At 63.9% G+C, this 16,698-nt stretch carries 14 protein-coding genes; 2 read left to right on the top strand and 12 right to left on the bottom strand.

Annotation, left to right across the window (positions count from 1 at the left end):
* Positions 1-25 precede the first annotated feature (25 nt).
* The 7 genes from CG50_RS15540 to CG50_RS15510 form a co-directional block, all read right to left on the bottom strand.
* Positions 26-1,171, bottom strand: coding sequence for a glycosyltransferase family 2 protein (locus tag CG50_RS15540; protein WP_036640404.1), 1,146 nt, complete (start codon positions 1,169-1,171; stop codon positions 26-28).
* A gap of 3 nt (positions 1,172-1,174) precedes the next feature.
* The gene (locus tag CG50_RS15535; RefSeq protein ID WP_051910089.1) at positions 1,175-2,188 is read right to left on the bottom strand and encodes a glycosyltransferase family 2 protein; all 1,014 of its coding nucleotides are present in this window, start codon (positions 2,186-2,188) and stop codon (positions 1,175-1,177) included.
* 11 nt (positions 2,189-2,199) lie between these two features.
* Complete coding sequence (locus tag CG50_RS15530; RefSeq protein WP_036640402.1) at positions 2,200-2,739, bottom strand: hypothetical protein; 540 nt, start codon at positions 2,737-2,739, stop codon at positions 2,200-2,202.
* A 91-nt stretch (positions 2,740-2,830) separates the two neighbouring features.
* The gene (locus CG50_RS15525; protein ID WP_152559562.1) at positions 2,831-4,723 is read right to left on the bottom strand and encodes a hypothetical protein; all 1,893 of its coding nucleotides are present in this window, start codon (positions 4,721-4,723) and stop codon (positions 2,831-2,833) included.
* Positions 4,724-4,912: 189 nt separating this feature from the next.
* Positions 4,913-7,150, bottom strand: a complete 2,238-nt coding sequence (locus CG50_RS16395) for a polysaccharide pyruvyl transferase family protein (RefSeq protein WP_081880485.1) — start codon at positions 7,148-7,150, stop codon at positions 4,913-4,915.
* A gap of 115 nt (positions 7,151-7,265) precedes the next feature.
* A complete protein-coding gene (locus CG50_RS15515) occupies positions 7,266-7,925 on the bottom strand; it encodes an ABC transporter ATP-binding protein (RefSeq protein ID WP_036640398.1) in 660 nt (219 codons plus the stop codon).
* A 7-nt stretch (positions 7,926-7,932) separates the two neighbouring features.
* Entirely contained in the window at positions 7,933-9,066 is a 1,134-nt protein-coding gene (locus CG50_RS15510; RefSeq protein ID WP_036640395.1) for a hypothetical protein, read from the bottom strand.
* A 356-nt stretch (positions 9,067-9,422) separates the two neighbouring features.
* On the opposite strand from CG50_RS15510, the gene CG50_RS15505 reads away from it, so the two are divergent.
* Entirely contained in the window at positions 9,423-10,175 is a 753-nt protein-coding gene (locus CG50_RS15505; RefSeq protein WP_036640414.1) for an ABC transporter permease, read from the top strand.
* 77 nt (positions 10,176-10,252) lie between these two features.
* Here CG50_RS15505 and glf read toward each other — a convergent pair whose 3' ends face one another.
* The 5 genes from glf to CG50_RS17455 all read right to left on the bottom strand — a co-directional run bounded on the left by glf (position 10,253) and on the right by CG50_RS17455 (position 15,041).
* Entirely contained in the window at positions 10,253-11,404 is a 1,152-nt protein-coding gene (gene glf, locus CG50_RS15500; RefSeq protein WP_036640393.1) for a UDP-galactopyranose mutase, read from the bottom strand.
* Positions 11,405-11,484: 80 nt separating this feature from the next.
* On the bottom strand, positions 11,485-12,306 hold the full coding sequence (locus tag CG50_RS15495) for an ABC transporter permease (RefSeq protein ID WP_036640391.1): 822 nt from the start codon (positions 12,304-12,306) through the stop codon (positions 11,485-11,487).
* Positions 12,307-12,448: 142 nt separating this feature from the next.
* Positions 12,449-13,111 (bottom strand): 5'-methylthioadenosine/S-adenosylhomocysteine nucleosidase, encoded by a 663-nt coding sequence (locus CG50_RS15490; RefSeq protein ID WP_036640388.1) that lies wholly within the window; start codon positions 13,109-13,111, stop codon positions 12,449-12,451.
* A gap of 136 nt (positions 13,112-13,247) precedes the next feature.
* A complete protein-coding gene (locus CG50_RS15485; protein ID WP_051910085.1) occupies positions 13,248-13,565 on the bottom strand; it encodes a hypothetical protein in 318 nt (105 codons plus the stop codon).
* 159 nt (positions 13,566-13,724) lie between these two features.
* Positions 13,725-15,041 carry a Hint domain-containing protein gene (locus CG50_RS17455; RefSeq protein ID WP_245615761.1) on the bottom strand — a complete coding sequence of 439 codons (1,317 nt, stop codon included), beginning with the start codon at positions 15,039-15,041 and terminating at the stop codon, positions 13,725-13,727.
* 900 nt (positions 15,042-15,941) lie between these two features.
* Here CG50_RS17455 and CG50_RS15470 point away from each other — a divergent pair.
* The coding region (locus CG50_RS15470) for a BapA/Bap/LapF family prefix-like domain-containing protein (RefSeq protein ID WP_211248641.1) at positions 15,942-16,698 on the top strand (757 nt) is incomplete at its 3' end.

Raw genomic sequence — 16,698 nt, 5'->3', positions numbered from 1 at the left:
CCAGCTTTGTCAGCAGTGAACAGTTTCACTTGCGAAGGGCCTCGAACTGTTCCACAGCCCTGTCGCCGACCAGAATCCGCCGGGCTTCACGAGTGTCGCGTGCAATGTCCCGCTCAAGCTGCGCGACGCCTTTGACGCCGGCGGCGACGCCCTCGATCTTCTTGCGCAGGAAACTCCGGTCCCAGGCGTCGATCTGCCCCCAGATGTCGCCGGACCGAAGTCGCGTGGCGACGGGCCAGATCATTTTCCGCGATTCGGTCACCGCCAAATCTTCGAACCAGACGGCATCCGATATCTTCTGCAAGGCCCGGGCTCCGGCCGAGGCGTAGCTGAAAAATGCCTGCGGAGCGAGGCGCGGCATATGCCAGGTCATGTTGTTCAGAAGCCAGCGCGCAACGATCGGTTCAGCATCCCGGTGCGCCGCCGGAATCTTGCTCATGATCGTGTCGAAATGCGTGAAAAACGCGCCGAGCTCTACGCCGGTCGAGGCCATGGTCTGACCCGGCCGGTTGACCCGGTGATAGCAGATGACCTGATCGTGAAATCCGATGCTGGCGGCCGTCAGGCAGACCTCCCAATGGAAGGGATTGTCCTCGAAGAAGAAATCGCCCTCGGGAAAACGCAGCTTGTTGCGTTCAAGAAAGGCCCGGTCATAGAACTTGCGCCACGGCACGGCAATGAAGGCGAGAGCCGTCTTTTGCAGCGCGTCGAAGGAGACCGCAGTATCGAGAGCGCGCCACAGCCCGGCATCGGCCGGAGACTTCAGCGTATCGTTCGCCTGGTCGTATTCCCGGTAATTGGTGAACAGGATATCCGTGGGGTTCAGCGTCCAGTAAGCGCGGGCGCGATTGAAGCCCCCGACATCCACCCAATCGTCGCCATCGACGAAAAAGACCGTGTCGCGCGTCGCCTCGGACAGGCCGATATTGCCGCCGATCCCGACCCCGCCGAAGGTATTCGTGCCGAGAAAGACCGGCCGGTATGCCACCCCCGGGCCAAACCCGGAAGTCGCCGCGAAATCGCGCACGATCCCGTCGGTGCCATCCCCTGACCCGTCATCGACGATGATGACCTCATCGCCGGGGCGGGCGATCTGCGCCACGCTTGCCAGACAGCGTTCGATATAGGGGGCGATATTGTAGGTCGTGATGATGAAGCTGATCGTCGGCACGGCTCAGACCCCTTCCGAGAGCAGGAACTTCACGATCGCATTCGCCCGCTCCGGTTGCCAGGCGGCATAGATCCGGAATTCTTCGGGGGTGAAGCTCATATAGGCGCGGATCGCCAGCTGCACGAATTGCGGCACCAGCTCGGCATCGACCTGACCCAGGTTCCACTGACAGATGGTGTCGGTGAAGTGCAGGAAATGGCGCAGCAGGATCGCATGACGCGGTGTCGCACGGATCTCGTGCAGCACATCGTCCAGGATATCCCCAAGGCACAGCCGTTCTGCCCCCTTGCGGGTCGTCAGATGGTGAGGCCGATCGCCCACGACATGCACCGCACCGATCGTCGACACCGCCAGAACGGTCGTCGCGTGCAGGAAGCTCAGCCAATGCAGGCGGATGTCATTGTGGACCGGGGTTTCGGAACAGCTGATCCCGGTCCTGCGCAGAAACGCCGTCCGGTAAATCTTGTTCCAAGGATAGGCGCTGATCGTGCACAGATGTGCCCGGTCCTCGGGGGTCAGCCATTTTTCACGGCTCTCCCCGAGAGAGGCGCCCCCGAAAATCCTGTTCCACTGCCGTTCATCGATACTGAAGGAGCCGTCGCGGTGTTCGGTCTCCAGAACGCGGGTGTCATTGTGCCGGAAGATGGTGAAATCCGGAATCTCCCCGGCGATATGACGCGCCCATATCTGCGGCAGGTCATCCGACATCTGGTCATCGGCATCGAAGAACAGCACATTGCCGGCAGTCACGGCGTCGAGGCCGATGTTGCGCGCATGGCCCGCTCCGCGGCGCTCTTCGGCGCGCAGATAGACCAGCCGGGCTCCAAGGCGCTCCGACGTGAAGCCCAGCCGTTCCGGATCGCAATCGAGATCAGAACAGTCATCCGCAACGATAACCTCGGAGAAGATCCCGAGACGTTCGATCTGCCCGAGCAGGTCCGCCAGATCCTCGGGAAGGTTCCAGACCGGAATGACGACCGCCAGATCCTCGCGGGCCGCCTCTTGTTCGCGGACCATCGTCATGTCGGTCACAGGATGAACAGACGAGCATCCAGCAAGTCGATGTCGACGTCGCCGGGCCGGAAGAACAGGATCAGATCCCGCCACTGGGCCGAACGCGGCAGATCCGGAACCTGATCGAGCGGCAAGACATCAAGATGCAGGCTCGGCTCGGCGAAAGAGATCATCGTCTTGGGCAGGAAGGTATCGATGAACTCACCATCGCGGCCGGAGCGGATGCACAGCCGCGTCGTGATGGATTGCGGCGCCCGGCTCTTGATCGCGACGCCCAGCAACATAGCATCGGCAAGCGGTGCCGGCCCGAGCGAAACATGCAGCGCCTGCCAGCGGGGATGGTCCACCTTGCCAGGATGCATCCGGGCCGAAATCAGATTTCCCTCGTCGGACGCATATTCTCCAGTAATTCCCGCCTCCGGATCGTTAGAAAATCTGACACCGTCAACGATCTGGGTTTCGAGCCCCTTGATCGTCCCTGATTCCTTGTGAGCCTTCAGACTCTGGAACAGGAAACGGGCTTGGGCATCTGCCCCCAGAAACAAATTGTTCATCGCTCTTTGCCACTTGGATGCGGGTTGTGAACCTTAGGACACAACCGGCTCCCGATGTCAATCAGAGGCCCGGTCGAGGTCCTGACCCCACTCAGAGCGCGATCTTCCTCTTCGGAAAGACCGTACTGTTGAAGACGACGGGCCTGTTCAGGGCGACGACATTCGATCCGGCCATGGCCTGGCCGCCGAAAAGCGTGAAATCGGGATATTTCCCGGTCGCATTGTCGGTGGCGACGACGATGTCGCCATAAACGAGGTTCTCGACGGCGCCCTTGCCGACATCGCCGTAGAACAGGCAGCGTTGCAAACCGTTCGCCTGCACACCGATCAGGCTGGCCAGCCGGGTACGACCATAATTGTCGGTCCGGAACTTGATCACAGAAATCAGGCGCCGGTTCAGCCAGTCGCTCGCCGCCTCGTAGTTGCTGCGCCGCAACGTCGCGCCGATTTCGGTAATGCCGTCATCATAGCGCAGATCGCGCGCGACAAGCCCCGATCCGCCATATTGGATCAGGATCATGCGGTCCATCCGCCCCCATCCCCGCAATCCGGAAGCCGTCTCGTTCAACCCGCGGATATTCAGCAGCCCGCTCACATCCTGCCCGGAGATGTCCTCGTAGACCGTTCCCGCCGCTGCGCCATGCGATCCGGTCACCTCGACCAGAAGATTGCCCTCGGGCCAGTAGGCTTCTCCCGCGAAGGACTGCCCTCCGCCCGCAGAGCGCAGATTGCGCAGCCTGTTGTACCACGATACGCCCTGCGTCCCCCCCACATCGACGAGCCGGCGGCAGGTGTGGCCGGAGATGTCGGTATAGGTCCCGAAGCTGGACTGGAAAACCGACATCCCATAACCGGTTCCGTCATAGACATTGAACGAGCGGTTCGCCCCCGTCAGCCGGATCCGCGTGACATCGCTGCCATGGCACCATTCCATGCGGATCCCGCAGTCAGAGAAATTCTCGACCGTCAGCCGCCGCAAAACCGCCTGCGTCGCGCGCTGCAGCACGAGCCCGACGAACCCCAGCGTTTTGCGGTCCGGGGATGTGACACGATGCGGATCGCGCGTCAGCCGCAGCCCTTCGATCCGCGCCCTCACAGGGGCCGAGAGCAGGATATCGGCGGTGCGCTCGATGATGAAATCGTCGCCCGCAGCGACGGCGGCTGGAAATGTGCTGTGCACGGGATGGCACGACAAGATACCGGCATCGGGATCGTAATCGACGACATAGGCGATCTGGCCCTGCGCCGCGCCCGAGGTGAACCGGATCCGATACCGCATCATCGAGGTATCGAGGCCGAGCCCCTTCACCTGCAACTGCGTCGGTCCCGGGCGCGCCGCGACCTTGCCGGCCGTCTCGCCGACCGAGATCGGAAACGGCAGCGGCGCGGACAGGCGCAGCCGGGTATCGGACAGGACCGCATCGACCGCCAGAACGATCCCGTCGCGCGCCTGCCCCCGGTGATCGGTATCGATCATCTTGCTGGTCGAGATGAGCGCAAGCTGGCCCACCTGAGCCCCTTTGGTCGAGGCGACGGTGATCTCGCTGTCGCCCGCTTCGACAGAGGCTGTCAGTCGCGTGTGGGCTAGGCTGACCCCCCCGAGCCGGATGAAATAATCATTCGTCCCCGGGGTGTCCGTCCGGAGACTTTTCAGCGTGCACTGCCCCGCACAATGCCAGTCGGCATAAACGGCCGGCCCGATCGCGGAATACTGGCTCAGCCAGTATTCGCCGCCGTCCGGCCAGACGATCCGCCGCCGATGGTCCGACGCCCATTGCATCATCGCACAGATCCGCTCCGTCTCGTCGACACGCTGGCGGATCCCCCACTGATCGGGGGTGACATCGCCGGGGGCTGCCGGATCTGGCACCTCCGTGGCCAGCGCCCCGCCCGTCACCGATGCCGTCACCGACAAGGCGGCGACGGCCATGAGCCGGCGACGGGACATGCGGCAGGCAGGCAGCACAACATCAGATCCGGTCATTGGCACAGCTCCCGAAGTCAGTGCCACACTATGCCCCGTCCCGGCGCCACGCGAAAGCCGGCAAGATGTTCTGCCGCTCCACGGCACGAGCCGCCTTTTGTCCCCGCGCCGGAGTCTGTCAATCGGCATTCAACGGGACCCCTGATCGGCGTCCCAAAGGGTTCTCTCTGGCCTGCGCTTGTGGGGCGTTCATCTTTGGATCAGGGCCCGCTTCAGCCGCCCCGCCACACGGCGCCCCCGCAGCAGGACCCGGCGCAGCCGGTCGCGCAGGGACGGGGCGTCGGGGTCTTCGGGGGAAGCGACGGCGGCGGGCGGGGGCGGTTCGAACAGCCCGGCCGGGATCTGGGCAAGCAACTCCGGATGACGGCGGGCGATGTAGTCGCGCAGGAAGCGGCGCCGCAGCGGCGTCAGATGCGAACTCTCCTTGCCCAGAATCCCCTTGTAGAAGGCCGCCAGAGAGTGGCGCTTGCGAATCAGCTTGTAGAACCGGCCGGTATCGACATCTCCGCGGTAGAACGACATGAAGAACCAGTCGAGCACCTTCATGTTCGACAGCAGATCGAGACCGGAGTGGCCCGCTCCGGGCAGTTTCAGCTGGGTCAGGGTCCGATAGCGGCGAGCATGAAGCGCGTCGAGGTGATAAAACGGGTCATAGACCACATAGCCCGTCGCCCTGGTCAGGGCCCCGTCGTTATAGGGACCCGACCAGTCGAAGCGGAAGCTCGGCAAAGAGCGTTTCGCCTCGAAATCCCAGGTGTTGATCGTGCGGTTGCGCGTCGAGATCGGGGCCGCGATCAGCAGCCGGGAAATCTTCAGCGGCGTCGCATAGGCGGAAACGGCATAGGCCCCCATGCTGGTTCCGTATCCCAGCCGCTCGGGGAAGGTCGGCAGCGCTTCGGACAGCATTTTCAGGGACGCGATGAAGGCCGGGTCCCGGTAGAAGCAGTTCTTGCCGCGGATCGCGGCGAAGCACAGGCAATTGATGTTGCGCTTCTTGAGATAGTCGAAAGCCCAGGGCGATTTCATGGCCCCGATGTCGGGCTCGGCGACACTGGCGCCCAGATGAGAGAAGCAGATGACCAGAGGCGCCGTCTCGTCGAAGAAATGATATTTGCCATAGACATCGCCGATCCGGATCGTCCCGTCCTCGCCCATGCGGAAGTCGATTCTGCGGCGGGTCTCGATCCGGAGCGGAGCATCCGGATCCGGGCGCGATTCCTCGCGCAGCCCCCTCGGCGACAGCGGAGCGACCGCCAGCCCCTGACTTTCCATGGTCTGGCGGAACTTCTCATGGACCTTGAGATAGCGTGCTTTCATCGCGGCCTCCGCCTCGTCGCTCAGACAGGTCCTGATCGCGGCGGCGACCCCGTCCCGGGCAAACTGATCGAGGCTCATTTTCGGCAAGCGGAAGTAATCGGTCAGCTCCGAGACGCGATTGTCGGCACTCAGGAAAATCCCCGGAATGCCGGCTTGCAGCGCCGCGACACCGCCGTGGAACCGGTCGCCGATATAGACGTCATGGGCGCGCGCGGCCTGACGCCAGGCGCCGGTTTCCATGAAGTAGAAATAGTGCCGGAACGGCAGTTTCGGTGCCCCGTATGCGGAAAACATCGCCTCAAGCATGTCGCGGTCCAGCTGGCTGGTGCCCTCGTTGAACGCGCCGTGGATGTTCTGCAGCCGGTCATAGCCGAAGATTTCATCCTGAAAGACGTAAGAGGCATCGTATCCGGCCAGCGGCCGGACGAGCTTCAGGCTGCGTTCGGACAGCGCGCCGTTGGCGATCCGGAGATAGCCTGCGGTGAGGATTTTCGGCTTGCGCCACATCCGGCGCACCGAGGCATAATCCAGCCCGAGGATCGAGTCCGGATAGGCGAAAAGGCTCGGACAGCCCAGAACGGTGCCGCGCCCGAACCCGTGACGGTTCAGCCATTTCTGGGTCGCGTAGCCACGCAGCCCGAAGACCTCGGCCCGTTCGTTGATCAGGGCGATCAGATCCAGGTTCGAGGGTTTCATGGTCTCCGGGGTCGGATTGCCCTGCAGCCCCGCCCCGAGGACGATGAACGGCACCCGGCCCTGCAACGCCATGATGGCTTTCATCAGGAAATCATCCGAGTGATCGGCACGGATGAAATTCGCCATCGAGATGACGATCATGTCGAAGTTCTCGGCCATCACCTCGGCAAATGCCGGTCCGAGCGCCCGATACAGCGTGAACAGGTTGCCATAGGCGGAACCCGCCGCATCATGGCCGAAGATCTTCGCCGGGGCTTCGGCATGGATCATGTTGCCGCGGTTCCCGGTCAGTTTGTGGCTGCGCCGGATTTCGGAAATCATGTTCGCCGCAGGGTGCTGCGTGCCGGAGGTGTAGGGGATCGCGGCGGCGGGTTTCGCCAGGGAAATTCCCGGCCCGTGAAACAAAACTCGCATTCACTTCTCCTGAAGACCCGTTCCGGCAGCCGTGCCCCTGAAATGGCTGACCTCGGAAACGGAGATACCATGCGGACACGGAACTGAAAACATGCGATCCGGAAGGCCCCCCGGGTTACAGTTCCGCCATCCGCTTCTCGTGATAGCGGATGGCCTCTGGCAGATTGTCGAAATAGCGCAGCCGGCCGTTTTCCAGCACGATCGCCGCATCGCAGAAATCGCGCAGCTCTCGGGAATTGTGGCTGACCATGATACCGGAGGCATTCTTCAGCCGATTGCGGAACACCGCCTTGCTCTTGCGCTTGAAGCTGGCGTCGCCGACTGCGGTGACCTCGTCCACCAGATAGGTGTCGAACGGCACCCCCATCGAGGTTCCAAACGTTACCCGCGAGCGCATCCCCGACGAATAGGTCCGCACTGGCATGTGGAAATGCGGGCCGATATCGGCGAAATCCTCGACGAAGGCGACCAGCTCCTCGGCATCGACCCCGTAGACCCGGGCGACGAAGCGCACGTTCTGCGCCCCGGTCATGTCGCCGTGGAACGTACCGCCGAGGCCCACCGGCCAGGAGATCGATCCGTCCGAGACCACCCGTCCGCTGTCGGGCGCCAGGGTGCCGGCGATGATCCGCATCAGCGTCGATTTGCCCGCCCCGTTGCGCCCGATCAGCGCCAGCGATTTGCCCGTCGGCAGGGTCAGGTCCAGATCGTCGATGACGATCTTGCGCTGGCCCTGCACGCGATAGCTCTTGGTCAGATGCTCGAAGCGGATCATGCCGGCCTCAGACGTGTTCCCGGACGGAATAGACGATCAGCGTCCCGATGCCCCAGATCAGCGACAGGAACAGCAGCGTCAGGCAGATGATCTCGATACGCTGCGGATATTCGGCCTGCTGCGCCAGCGTCGGCTGGATGAAGGTGGCCAGATAGCGGTTCTGCTGCATCGCCGTCATCCGCGCCGCATCGAGCGAGGCCAGCGCCGCGATATAGGCCTTCTGGGCGAATTCCTGATCGGTCTGCAGCGCCTCGAAATGCGAGATCGCCTCGGGGTAGCCATAACCGTTGCTGTCCGAGCTGTTCCCGCCGGTCTGCGCCAAGGCATCGCGCTGCGCCATGATGCGGTCGTTCAGCACGTCGATGCGGCGCTGTGCCTGTTCAATGCGCGGATCGCTCGGCTTGGTCGAGGCCAGCAGGTCCTTCAGCCCGACCTGTTCGTGCGACAGCTGGCGCTGCAGCTCGGCCAGAACGGCCATCTTGCTTTGCAGATCGGCCTGCAGATCGACGATCTTGGTACGGGTGCGGAACTCGGCCAGCGCGGTGCGGGTCTTCTTCAGCCGGTCCTCGGCCAGACCCAGCTCTTCCTGGGCATAGCGGATGGCATCGCGATGTGCGGTGTCATTGATCGCGTTGATCAGCAGCTGGCCCTGCGCCATGATCTCGCGGGTGATGGCCTGGGCATCCTCGGGGGTGAAGGCGTTGACCTCGACCTGCATCAGCCCCGTCGACTGATCGTAGGAGACCTGCACCACCCGGTTCCAGTAGCGCGTCAGATCCTCGATTGTGGCGTCGGGCCAGAGCGAGAACACCGGATCGCGCCAGAAATGCGTCCCGTAGATCCGGCGCAGACCGAGCTTTGCATCCACCTCCTGAACGATCTGCTGCGAGCGCAGAAACTGGTTGATGATATCGGAATCGCCTGAGGCGCTGGAGCCGGTGATACTGGCCAGCCCGCCCAGAAGCGCGCTCGTGCCAGTGTCGTTATTGCCGTTGCGCACGGTGAAACCGACCGTCGAGATATAGCGGTCCTGCGCGATCAGCACGAGATATCCGGCCACCAGAACCACCGGCAGCAGCACGCAGGCGATGAAGGTCATCGCCAGCCGGCGATGCCGGCCGCGCCGGGCTGGCTGGGCCACCGGGCGGACCGAAGGGGCCTCTGCGGCCTCTGCCGGACTCTGGGCCGATTTTGCAGCAGGCTTCACTGCAGGGTTCTGCGCCGGCTGACTCGCGGTCTGGTTCGCTGTCTGATCTGCGGCTGGTCTGGCCGCCACCGGCTTGGCCCCGGCCGCGTTGGCGACCGGGCTGGGGGCGGGCTCTTCCTGAGACTTGGCTATATCGTTCACGCTGTACTCGTTTGAACCGGGCTGAGGCTTTCTCTATACTCCGCCGGCGAAGGTCAACGAGTTTATAGTGCATGAACAGCGCACAGACGATCCCCTCACCGCCCGCGCAGCGCGCCCCGTCCCTGCCCGCGGTCCCGCCGGTCGTGCGCATGGCACGTTCGGTTTCGGCCCTGCTTTTGCGAGAGATGGCAACGAGTTACGGCCGCTCCCCGGGGGGATACCTGTGGGCCGTCCTGGAGCCGATCGGCGGAATTCTGCTGTTGTCGATCGGGTTCTCGCTGGTCATTCACCGCCCTCCCCTCGGATCGAGCTTCCTGCTGTTTTACGCCACCGGCTTCATGCCGTTCACGCTGTATCAGACGATTTCGGTCTCGGTCGCGCGCTCGATCTCGTTCTCGCGCTCGCTGCTGAGTTATCCGGCCGTCAGCTGGTTCGACGCGGTGGTGGCGCGGCTGATCCTGAACAGCCTGACCGGAATGGTGGTGACCTTCATCACCATCACCGCGATCTTGCTGGTTTCGGACGAGCATGTCGTGATCAGCCCGCTGCCGCTGATCTCCGCGATGGCGCTGACGGTCCTGTTCGGCTGCGGAATCGGTCTGGTGAACTGTTTCCTGATCGGGATGTTCCCGGTCTGGGCGCTGGTCTGGTCGATCCTGACCCGGCCGCTGTTCATCGCCTCGGGGGTGATCCTGCTTTATGAAAACCTGTCGGATTTCGCGCAAAGCATCCTGTGGTGGAACCCGCTGATCCACATCATCGCGATCATGCGGACCGCCTTCTACCCGACCTATCAGCCCGAGGATCTGGCGATCCTTTATGTTCTCGGGGTGTCGCTGAGCCTGATCGCGACCGGGCTGATCCTTATGCGGCACTGGCACCGGCAGATCCTGTCGCGCTGAGCCGTCTTCTCCCCCCGGAACCGTTTAGGGAACGGGGGGGGGGAGAGACCGCCCCCCGCCCCCGGAACGGTTTTCTCTCAGAGCGGCGCGACGGTGAAGGCGGGCATCGCGCTGCCCTCTTGCGCGGCCTTCAGGAAAGCGCGGCCCGCATCGAGCGCCTCGCGGATCGTCACGTCCATGTCGAGATAGCGATAGGTGCCGAGACGGCCGACGAAAGTCACGTTCGTCTCCTGCCCGGCCAGCGCGACATAATCGGCGAGCATGGATTTCTCGGCGACCTGACGGATCGGGTAATAGGGGATGTCGTCGGGCCCGCAGGCGCGCGAGACCTCTTTATACAGCACCGATCCCTCATGGCTTTCCCAGGGCGCGAAATGCTTGTGCTCGGTGATCCTTGTATAGGGCACTTCGACATCGCCGTAATTCATCACCGCGCAGCCCTGGTAATCGCCCTGATAGTCGAAGCGCTCGAAATCGAGGGTGCGATAGCCGAGCCGGCCGAGGCTGTAGCCGAACCAGCCGTCGATCGGGCCGGAGTAGAACACGTGATCGTAGTCTTGCGCCACATCGCGGCTGACCGGGGTGTCGAGCTTCACCTCGATATTCGCGTGATCGAGGATCTTCGCGATCATCGCGGTGTAACCCTCTTCGGGCATCCCCTGGAACTTGTGGAAGAAATAGTTGTCGTCGTAGTTGAAGCGCACCGGCAGCCGCTTCAGGATCGAGGCCGGCAGCTCCGAGGGCTGACAGCCCCACTGCTTGATCGTGTAGCCCTTGAAGAAAGCCTCGTAGAGTTCCGGCCCGACGAAGCGCAGCGCCTGTTCCTCGAAGGTCTGCGGATCGGCGATCGAGGTATCGGCCTTGCCCTCCAGAAACACCCGCGCCTCGTCCGGGCGCAGGGTCTGGCCGAAGAACTGGTTGATCGTGTGCAGGTTGACCGGCAGCGAATAGACCGCGCCCTGCGAGGTGGTCTTCACCCGGTTGCGATAGGGGCGGAAGGCGGCGAAGCGGTTGACGTAGTCCCAGACCTCGGCGTCGTCGGTGTGGAAGATGTGCGGCCCGTAGACATGGACCATGACACCCGATTTCGCGTCGCGCTCGGTGTGGCAGTTGCCGCCGACATGGGCGCGCGCATCGACGACGGTGATGCGATGGCCGGCCTCGGCCAACATGCGCCCGATCACGGCGCCCGACAGGCCCGCGCCCACCATCAGACAGTGCTTCGACATGGAGATACCCCGAAAATTCAGTCGCCCGACCTTACTCACCGGACCGGCGGTTCACAAGACGGGGTGCTCACGCGAGGGGCTCAGCTGCGCGCGCTCCAGCTCGCCGAGGCGCGCTGACGGGTGTAGAATTCGCCCATCATCCCGATCACCAACAGCGCCATCCCGACCCAGAACGCATAGACCCAGTTCGAATAAAGCGGCGTGTAATTCAGGAACAGGAAGCCGCGGGACTGGTCGATGGTGTGAAACAGCGGGTTCCAGTCGAACATGTCGCGCATGTGCTGGGACATGGTATTGGCCACGAACATCTTGCCCGAGGCCACCATGTTCACCCGGATGTAGATCGTGCGCAGGATCGGCGACAGCCCCGGCATCCAGGGCGTCAGCGCCAGGAAGATCAGCCCGACGCCGATACCGGTGAACCAGGTCAGGATCAGCATCCCGAGCGCACCGCCCCAGTTCTCGATCTCGATCGGTCCCCAGCCGGCGTGGTAGACGTAAAGGATCAGCGCGATCGACAGCACGTTCAGATACAGCGCCGCCAGTGCCGCGGCGCAGATGTTGACCGCAGTGGTCAGGGGGGGATGCTTCAGCAACGGGTTTGTCGTGGCCCCGGCGCTGGCCACCGCGCTGACCGCCGAGATATGCGCCATGTAGAGAAACACCCCCGACAGCAGATAGACGATGTAATCGCCCCGGATCCTTGCGTGGCGCAGACCGACGATCCACATCATCGCATAGAGCGTCGCCAGCATGATCAGTGTGGTGACGATCAGCTTCGACAGGCTGAACAGCGCGTTGCGATGGCTTTTGCGCACCTCGTAGGCGGCCTGGTAATAGATCAGGTTGAAGATGGCGAAGGCCGCCTGGATCTTGTTCCGGGAACGTCGGGTCTGGAACATCGTCGCCTCTTTTGCACGCGCGGGAGGGGGGGGGCGGGGGCGGAGCCTGGGCCTCCCCCTCCCCGCACCGGGTTTAGGACGGGGGTCTGGCACGGGGGTCTAGCACGAAACCGGTAAAGGGGCGGTTCAAATTTCGGCCCGTTCAGCCCGGAAGCCGGTCCCCGTCCGGGGGCGCGCCGATCAGCGTGCCTGCCCTCAGCGCCGCCTCCAGACAATCGAGCGCCCCGGCCAGGCGCCGGTCGATCAGCTCGAGATAGCGGGTCCAGTCGCTCAGGCCGCGCAGCTCCTCCGCCCCGTCCGATATCCCGCGCAACCCGATCATCGGCACATCGAAGCGCTGGCAGGCGCGCAGCACCGCGAAGCTTTCCATGTCGACCATATCGGCGCCGATCCCGGCATAGGCCGCGCCGCTGACCACGCCCGCGCCGGTCGAGAGCGTGGCCTCGGGCAGGCCCGGAATGCGGTGCGGCAGTGCCACCTCGGCCGGCAGGTCGAGATAGGGGGTGCGCCCCTTCTCGAAGCCGAGCGCCGAGGCGTCCATGTCACGATAACCGATCGCCGTGACCTGATAGACCCGCCCCTGTTCGAGACGCGCCGATCCGGCCGAGCCGAGCGAGACCACGAGATCGGGCAAGGCCCCGGCTGCGGCGCGCCGGCCGAGCTCGGTGCCGAGTGCGAGCGCGGCCTCGACCGGGCCGATGCCGGTCATCAGCGGGGCGATGCGGGCGCGCAGCGCCGGGCCGTATTCGGCCTCGGCCGCCATCGCGAAAAGGATGTCGCGCCCCGCAAATCCGTTGTCCGGCATGGTTTGCCCGTCTTTCAGGTGTCAGACCTTTCAGGTGTCGCACGCGCCCCGCACGGCGCGCCGCCTGCCGCGGCACGGGCTCGGGCGGGGGTCCGGGGGGAGCGGCGCCACAGCGTCGCCGCCCCCCGGTCCGGGATCACTTCTTGTGGGTCTTCGGCGCGGTCGCGGCGGTCTGGGGGGCAGCCGGAACGACTTCCTGGGCGATGATCGACTTGTCGTCCTTCACCCGCTGACCTTCGGCGCGGCAGACCTGATCGGCGTCGTCCTTACTCATCGCGTCCGGATGCGCGATCGAGGTGTCCCACAGAACCTGGTCGCGGCCGTAAAGCTGGCAGATCACATTGCCCTGGCTGCTCTTGACCAGCATCGGCACGGATTCCCAGGTGTCATGGGCACAGGCCGACAGCGACCCGACCAACGCCACGGCCACAATGGCCCCACTCATCTTGTACATGTGCTATACCCTTTCGGCACGAAAACAGCCCCCTGAATGCTCCGGCGACCGGATGGCGGGCCCTTCAACTGCATGACGATTATCGCCCCGCTGTCAACAAGGACAGCGCAAATGCGCCCCGTCCCGTCAGGCAGACACAGGGCCGGGGCGCCTCCGGCCTCAGGCGAACAGGGGTTTCGCGTTCTGCACATGGCGCACCACCATGCGCCGCGCCATCCGCCCCGAGGGCATCGGTCGCGCGCCCTGCGGCCGCTCTCCGGGATGGGTGCGCAGCTCGGGAAACAGCGCGAAGATCTCCTCGCGCGCTTCCTCTCCCACACCCAGAAGCGCCTGCGGCCCGGTATAGAGCGTCTCGGTCTCGGCGCCGTTCGAAACCACCACCTCATGGCGGTCGAACAGCATGTGCAGATAGGTGACCTCGGCGACATCGGTGGCGATGTCGATCCCTTCGACCTGCAAAAGCTGCTTGGCCGCGACCAGCACTTCGCGGGTGCCGAACATCCGCTCGGCGATCTTCGAGCGCAGCAGCACCCGGTGCTGGGGCGAGACCAGCAGATCGGTTTCCGGCACCCCCCTGCCAAGCGCGCCGGCCCGGATCCGGATCGGGCGCAGATTGGGGGCGCGCTGCAGATCCTGCGGCCCCAGATGCACCGAGCCGACCCAGCGGATCGGTTGCAGGCCGTTGTCGCGGGTTTCCACCATGTCGCCCACCTTCAGCGTCTCGATTGCGACCTCGCCCTGCGCGGTGCGGATCAGCGTGCCGGCCGAGAAGCAGGGCACGTCATAGACCGGCTGACTGCTGTCGTCGCCGGGGAAGGTGAAGGTGTCGGTCGCCCCGTTCAGATAAAGCGACTTGTTCGCCGCATAGGTGTCGTATTCCGCCTGGGTCATCTTGATCCGGACGGTGACGCTTTGCGACAGAATCCCGACACCGTTCACCAGCGTCAGATAGCCGGTGCTGGCGTTATAGCCGCTCTCGCGCAGCGCATAGAGATTGTCGCCGGCCATCGGGATGACCACCTTGTCGCCCGCTCCCATCTCGTCGATCGTGAGGGTGACGGCCGAGACCAGGTTGATCGTCGGCGGATCGTAGGTGAACGTGCCATCCCCCGAGCCGCTGAACGCGATGGTGGTATTGTTCAGCACATTGGTCAGCGCCGAGAGCGCGCTGACCGAACCGGCGCTGAAGGTGATGGAGCTGTCGCCATCGATCAGCAAGGTGCGCGCCGAGGCCACGTTGAGATCCAGAAGCCCGGCGTTGATCGTCAGATCCGCACCGCCCGTGGCCACGGTATAGCGGTTCGACAGCGCATCGACGCCAAGCACGCTCGTCAGATCCATCGTGCCGTTGCCGGTATAGACCGTGGTGTCGGCCGACAGCACGCCGAGACTGATGAGATCCGCCTGTGTATGCGTTTCGGTGGTGTCGACGTAAACGACGTCGGTCTGACCAAGGGCCGTGTCGATAAGAGCCATTGAAAATACCTCCAGGACAGACGCTGCCGAAACCGGCAGCGGTTCGATGGGGGGGGCTTGAAATGTGAACCCCGGTGAAAATTCCCGGGCGGCCGTGCAGGCAGGAGCCGTTCGTCAGAGACCGAACGGGATGCCGGACCTCCGGGACGAAACACAACGGTACTGGGTAAAAGGCGTGACCTTCGGAGCGGGGCGCAAAGCCCCGGCATCCGGGAGCCTGCGACGCGTCAGTCGCGTCGGGATGGCCCCCGTTTCGCGGACGATCCGGTTCCGCGTCGGGATGGAGAGGATGGCGCTACGGCCGAAAACATGCCGCTTCGGCATGTCCTCGGTCCTGTCGGGACCTGCAGCGTAAAAAAATGTTGCATGCATGTCGTCACCATCCAGACAGAAGGCCCGTTCCGGGCGGTTCGAGGATCAGTTGCGGCGCAAGATCGAAAGGGAACGCGTGAAAATGATTAATACTTGTTAAGTACATGCACATTGGGTGATTCGCTGCAACCGTAAGTTTAAAACTTCTCTGCCCGAACATTTCCCGGGCGAAGGCCGCGCAATCCGGCGATGGCTTTTTGTGCAAACCTGAATTTCAGCCTTATTTTCAGGCCGACCATGTGTGAAGCGGCGCGCCGATCGTCTCTGGCCGGGGCGGGTCGGACGATGTGCGGAACTCCGCCGGCCGCGGCCGGTTCCCGGGCCGATTTAACCCCACGGGGGTAAGCCGGGGGCGGACGCAAAATATAATGAAAAAGACATGAAGCTTTGGGCGCGTGCCCGGATGGCCGTTTGTCGTGCAGGAATTTCCTGCCCGCGGGCGGGCATCGGGGGCGCATCCTTCGGCAATTTTAATGGCGGCTCAGGCTGCAATTATCTCAGGAACCGGGACTCAGCAGAATGTCGGATGTGAACTGTACGATTACGCCCAAAGCCAACACCAATGCCGCAGGTGGCACGGTCAACGGAAGCCACATCGAATTGCAGACCCCCAGCGTGGTCGCTCTGCACATGGATCCCCAGGCGGTCGCGAAGTTCGAGCGCGTCGGCGACGATCTGGTCCTCGTGCTCAAGGACGGCACGCGCCTCGTCATCGACAACTTCTTCGTCGTGGTCGATGACGCGCGCAGCGACATCGTGTTCGTCGACGATGCCGGCGTGACCTGGTGGGGGCAGTATGGCAGCACCTGGAACGGGTTCGACATCGCCGAGATCAACGAAGCGACGCCGGTGATCCCGGTCTGGCTGCTCGCGGCGGCGGCCGGCGTGGCAGGCGGTGCGGCGATCATCTCCTCGGATGACAACGGCGGCAAGCATGACACCGACACCACGCCGCCCAAGGTCACCGTCGACACTCCGGCACTGACGGACGACCGCACGCCGACGATCACCGGCACCACCGATGCGACGCCCGGCAGCACCGTGACCATCGTGGTCACCGGCTCCGACGGGTCGACGCAGACCCTGACCGCGACCGTGGGCAAGGACGGCACCTATACCGTCGACGTTCCGAAGGCGCTTCCCGAGGGCGATTACACCGTCACCGCTTCGGTCACCGACCCGGCGGGCAACACCGGCACGGCCAATGACACCGGCGTGGTCGACATCACGCCGCCCGCGATCACCGTCGACGCCCCGGCGCTGACGGACGACCGCACGCCGACGA

The organism is Paenirhodobacter enshiensis (assembly GCF_000740785.1).
In the GTDB taxonomy this organism is placed as follows: Bacteria; Pseudomonadota; Alphaproteobacteria; order Rhodobacterales; family Rhodobacteraceae; genus Rhodobacter; species Rhodobacter enshiensis.
The sequence above is the reverse complement of the archived record's forward strand: the minus strand, read 5'-3'. Positions and strand labels throughout refer to the sequence as shown.

What these genes read in the sequence shown, in the direction of transcription:
- CG50_RS15530 (WP_036640402.1), bottom strand. Translation starts at nt 2,739, where the DNA reads ATGAACAATTTGTTTCTGGGGGCAGATGCCCAAGCCCGTTTCCTGTTC.
- CG50_RS15505 (WP_036640414.1), top strand. Translation starts at nt 9,423, where the DNA reads ATGGCACGTTCGGTTTCGGCCCTGCTTTTGCGAGAGATGGCAACGAGT.
- CG50_RS16395 (WP_081880485.1), bottom strand. Translation starts at nt 7,150, where the DNA reads ATGCGAGTTTTGTTTCACGGGCCGGGAATTTCCCTGGCGAAACCCGCC.
- glf (WP_036640393.1), bottom strand. Translation starts at nt 11,404, where the DNA reads ATGTCGAAGCACTGTCTGATGGTGGGCGCGGGCCTGTCGGGCGCCGTG.
- CG50_RS17455 (WP_245615761.1), bottom strand. Translation starts at nt 15,041, where the DNA reads ATGGCTCTTATCGACACGGCCCTTGGTCAGACCGACGTCGTTTACGTC.
- CG50_RS15535 (WP_051910089.1), bottom strand. Translation starts at nt 2,188, where the DNA reads ATGGTCCGCGAACAAGAGGCGGCCCGCGAGGATCTGGCGGTCGTCATT.
- CG50_RS15525 (WP_152559562.1), bottom strand. Translation starts at nt 4,723, where the DNA reads ATGACCGGATCTGATGTTGTGCTGCCTGCCTGCCGCATGTCCCGTCGC.
- CG50_RS15495 (WP_036640391.1), bottom strand. Translation starts at nt 12,306, where the DNA reads ATGTTCCAGACCCGACGTTCCCGGAACAAGATCCAGGCGGCCTTCGCC.
- CG50_RS15490 (WP_036640388.1), bottom strand. Translation starts at nt 13,111, where the DNA reads ATGCCGGACAACGGATTTGCGGGGCGCGACATCCTTTTCGCGATGGCG.
- CG50_RS15485 (WP_051910085.1), bottom strand. Translation starts at nt 13,565, where the DNA reads ATGTACAAGATGAGTGGGGCCATTGTGGCCGTGGCGTTGGTCGGGTCG.
- CG50_RS15515 (WP_036640398.1), bottom strand. Translation starts at nt 7,925, where the DNA reads ATGATCCGCTTCGAGCATCTGACCAAGAGCTATCGCGTGCAGGGCCAG.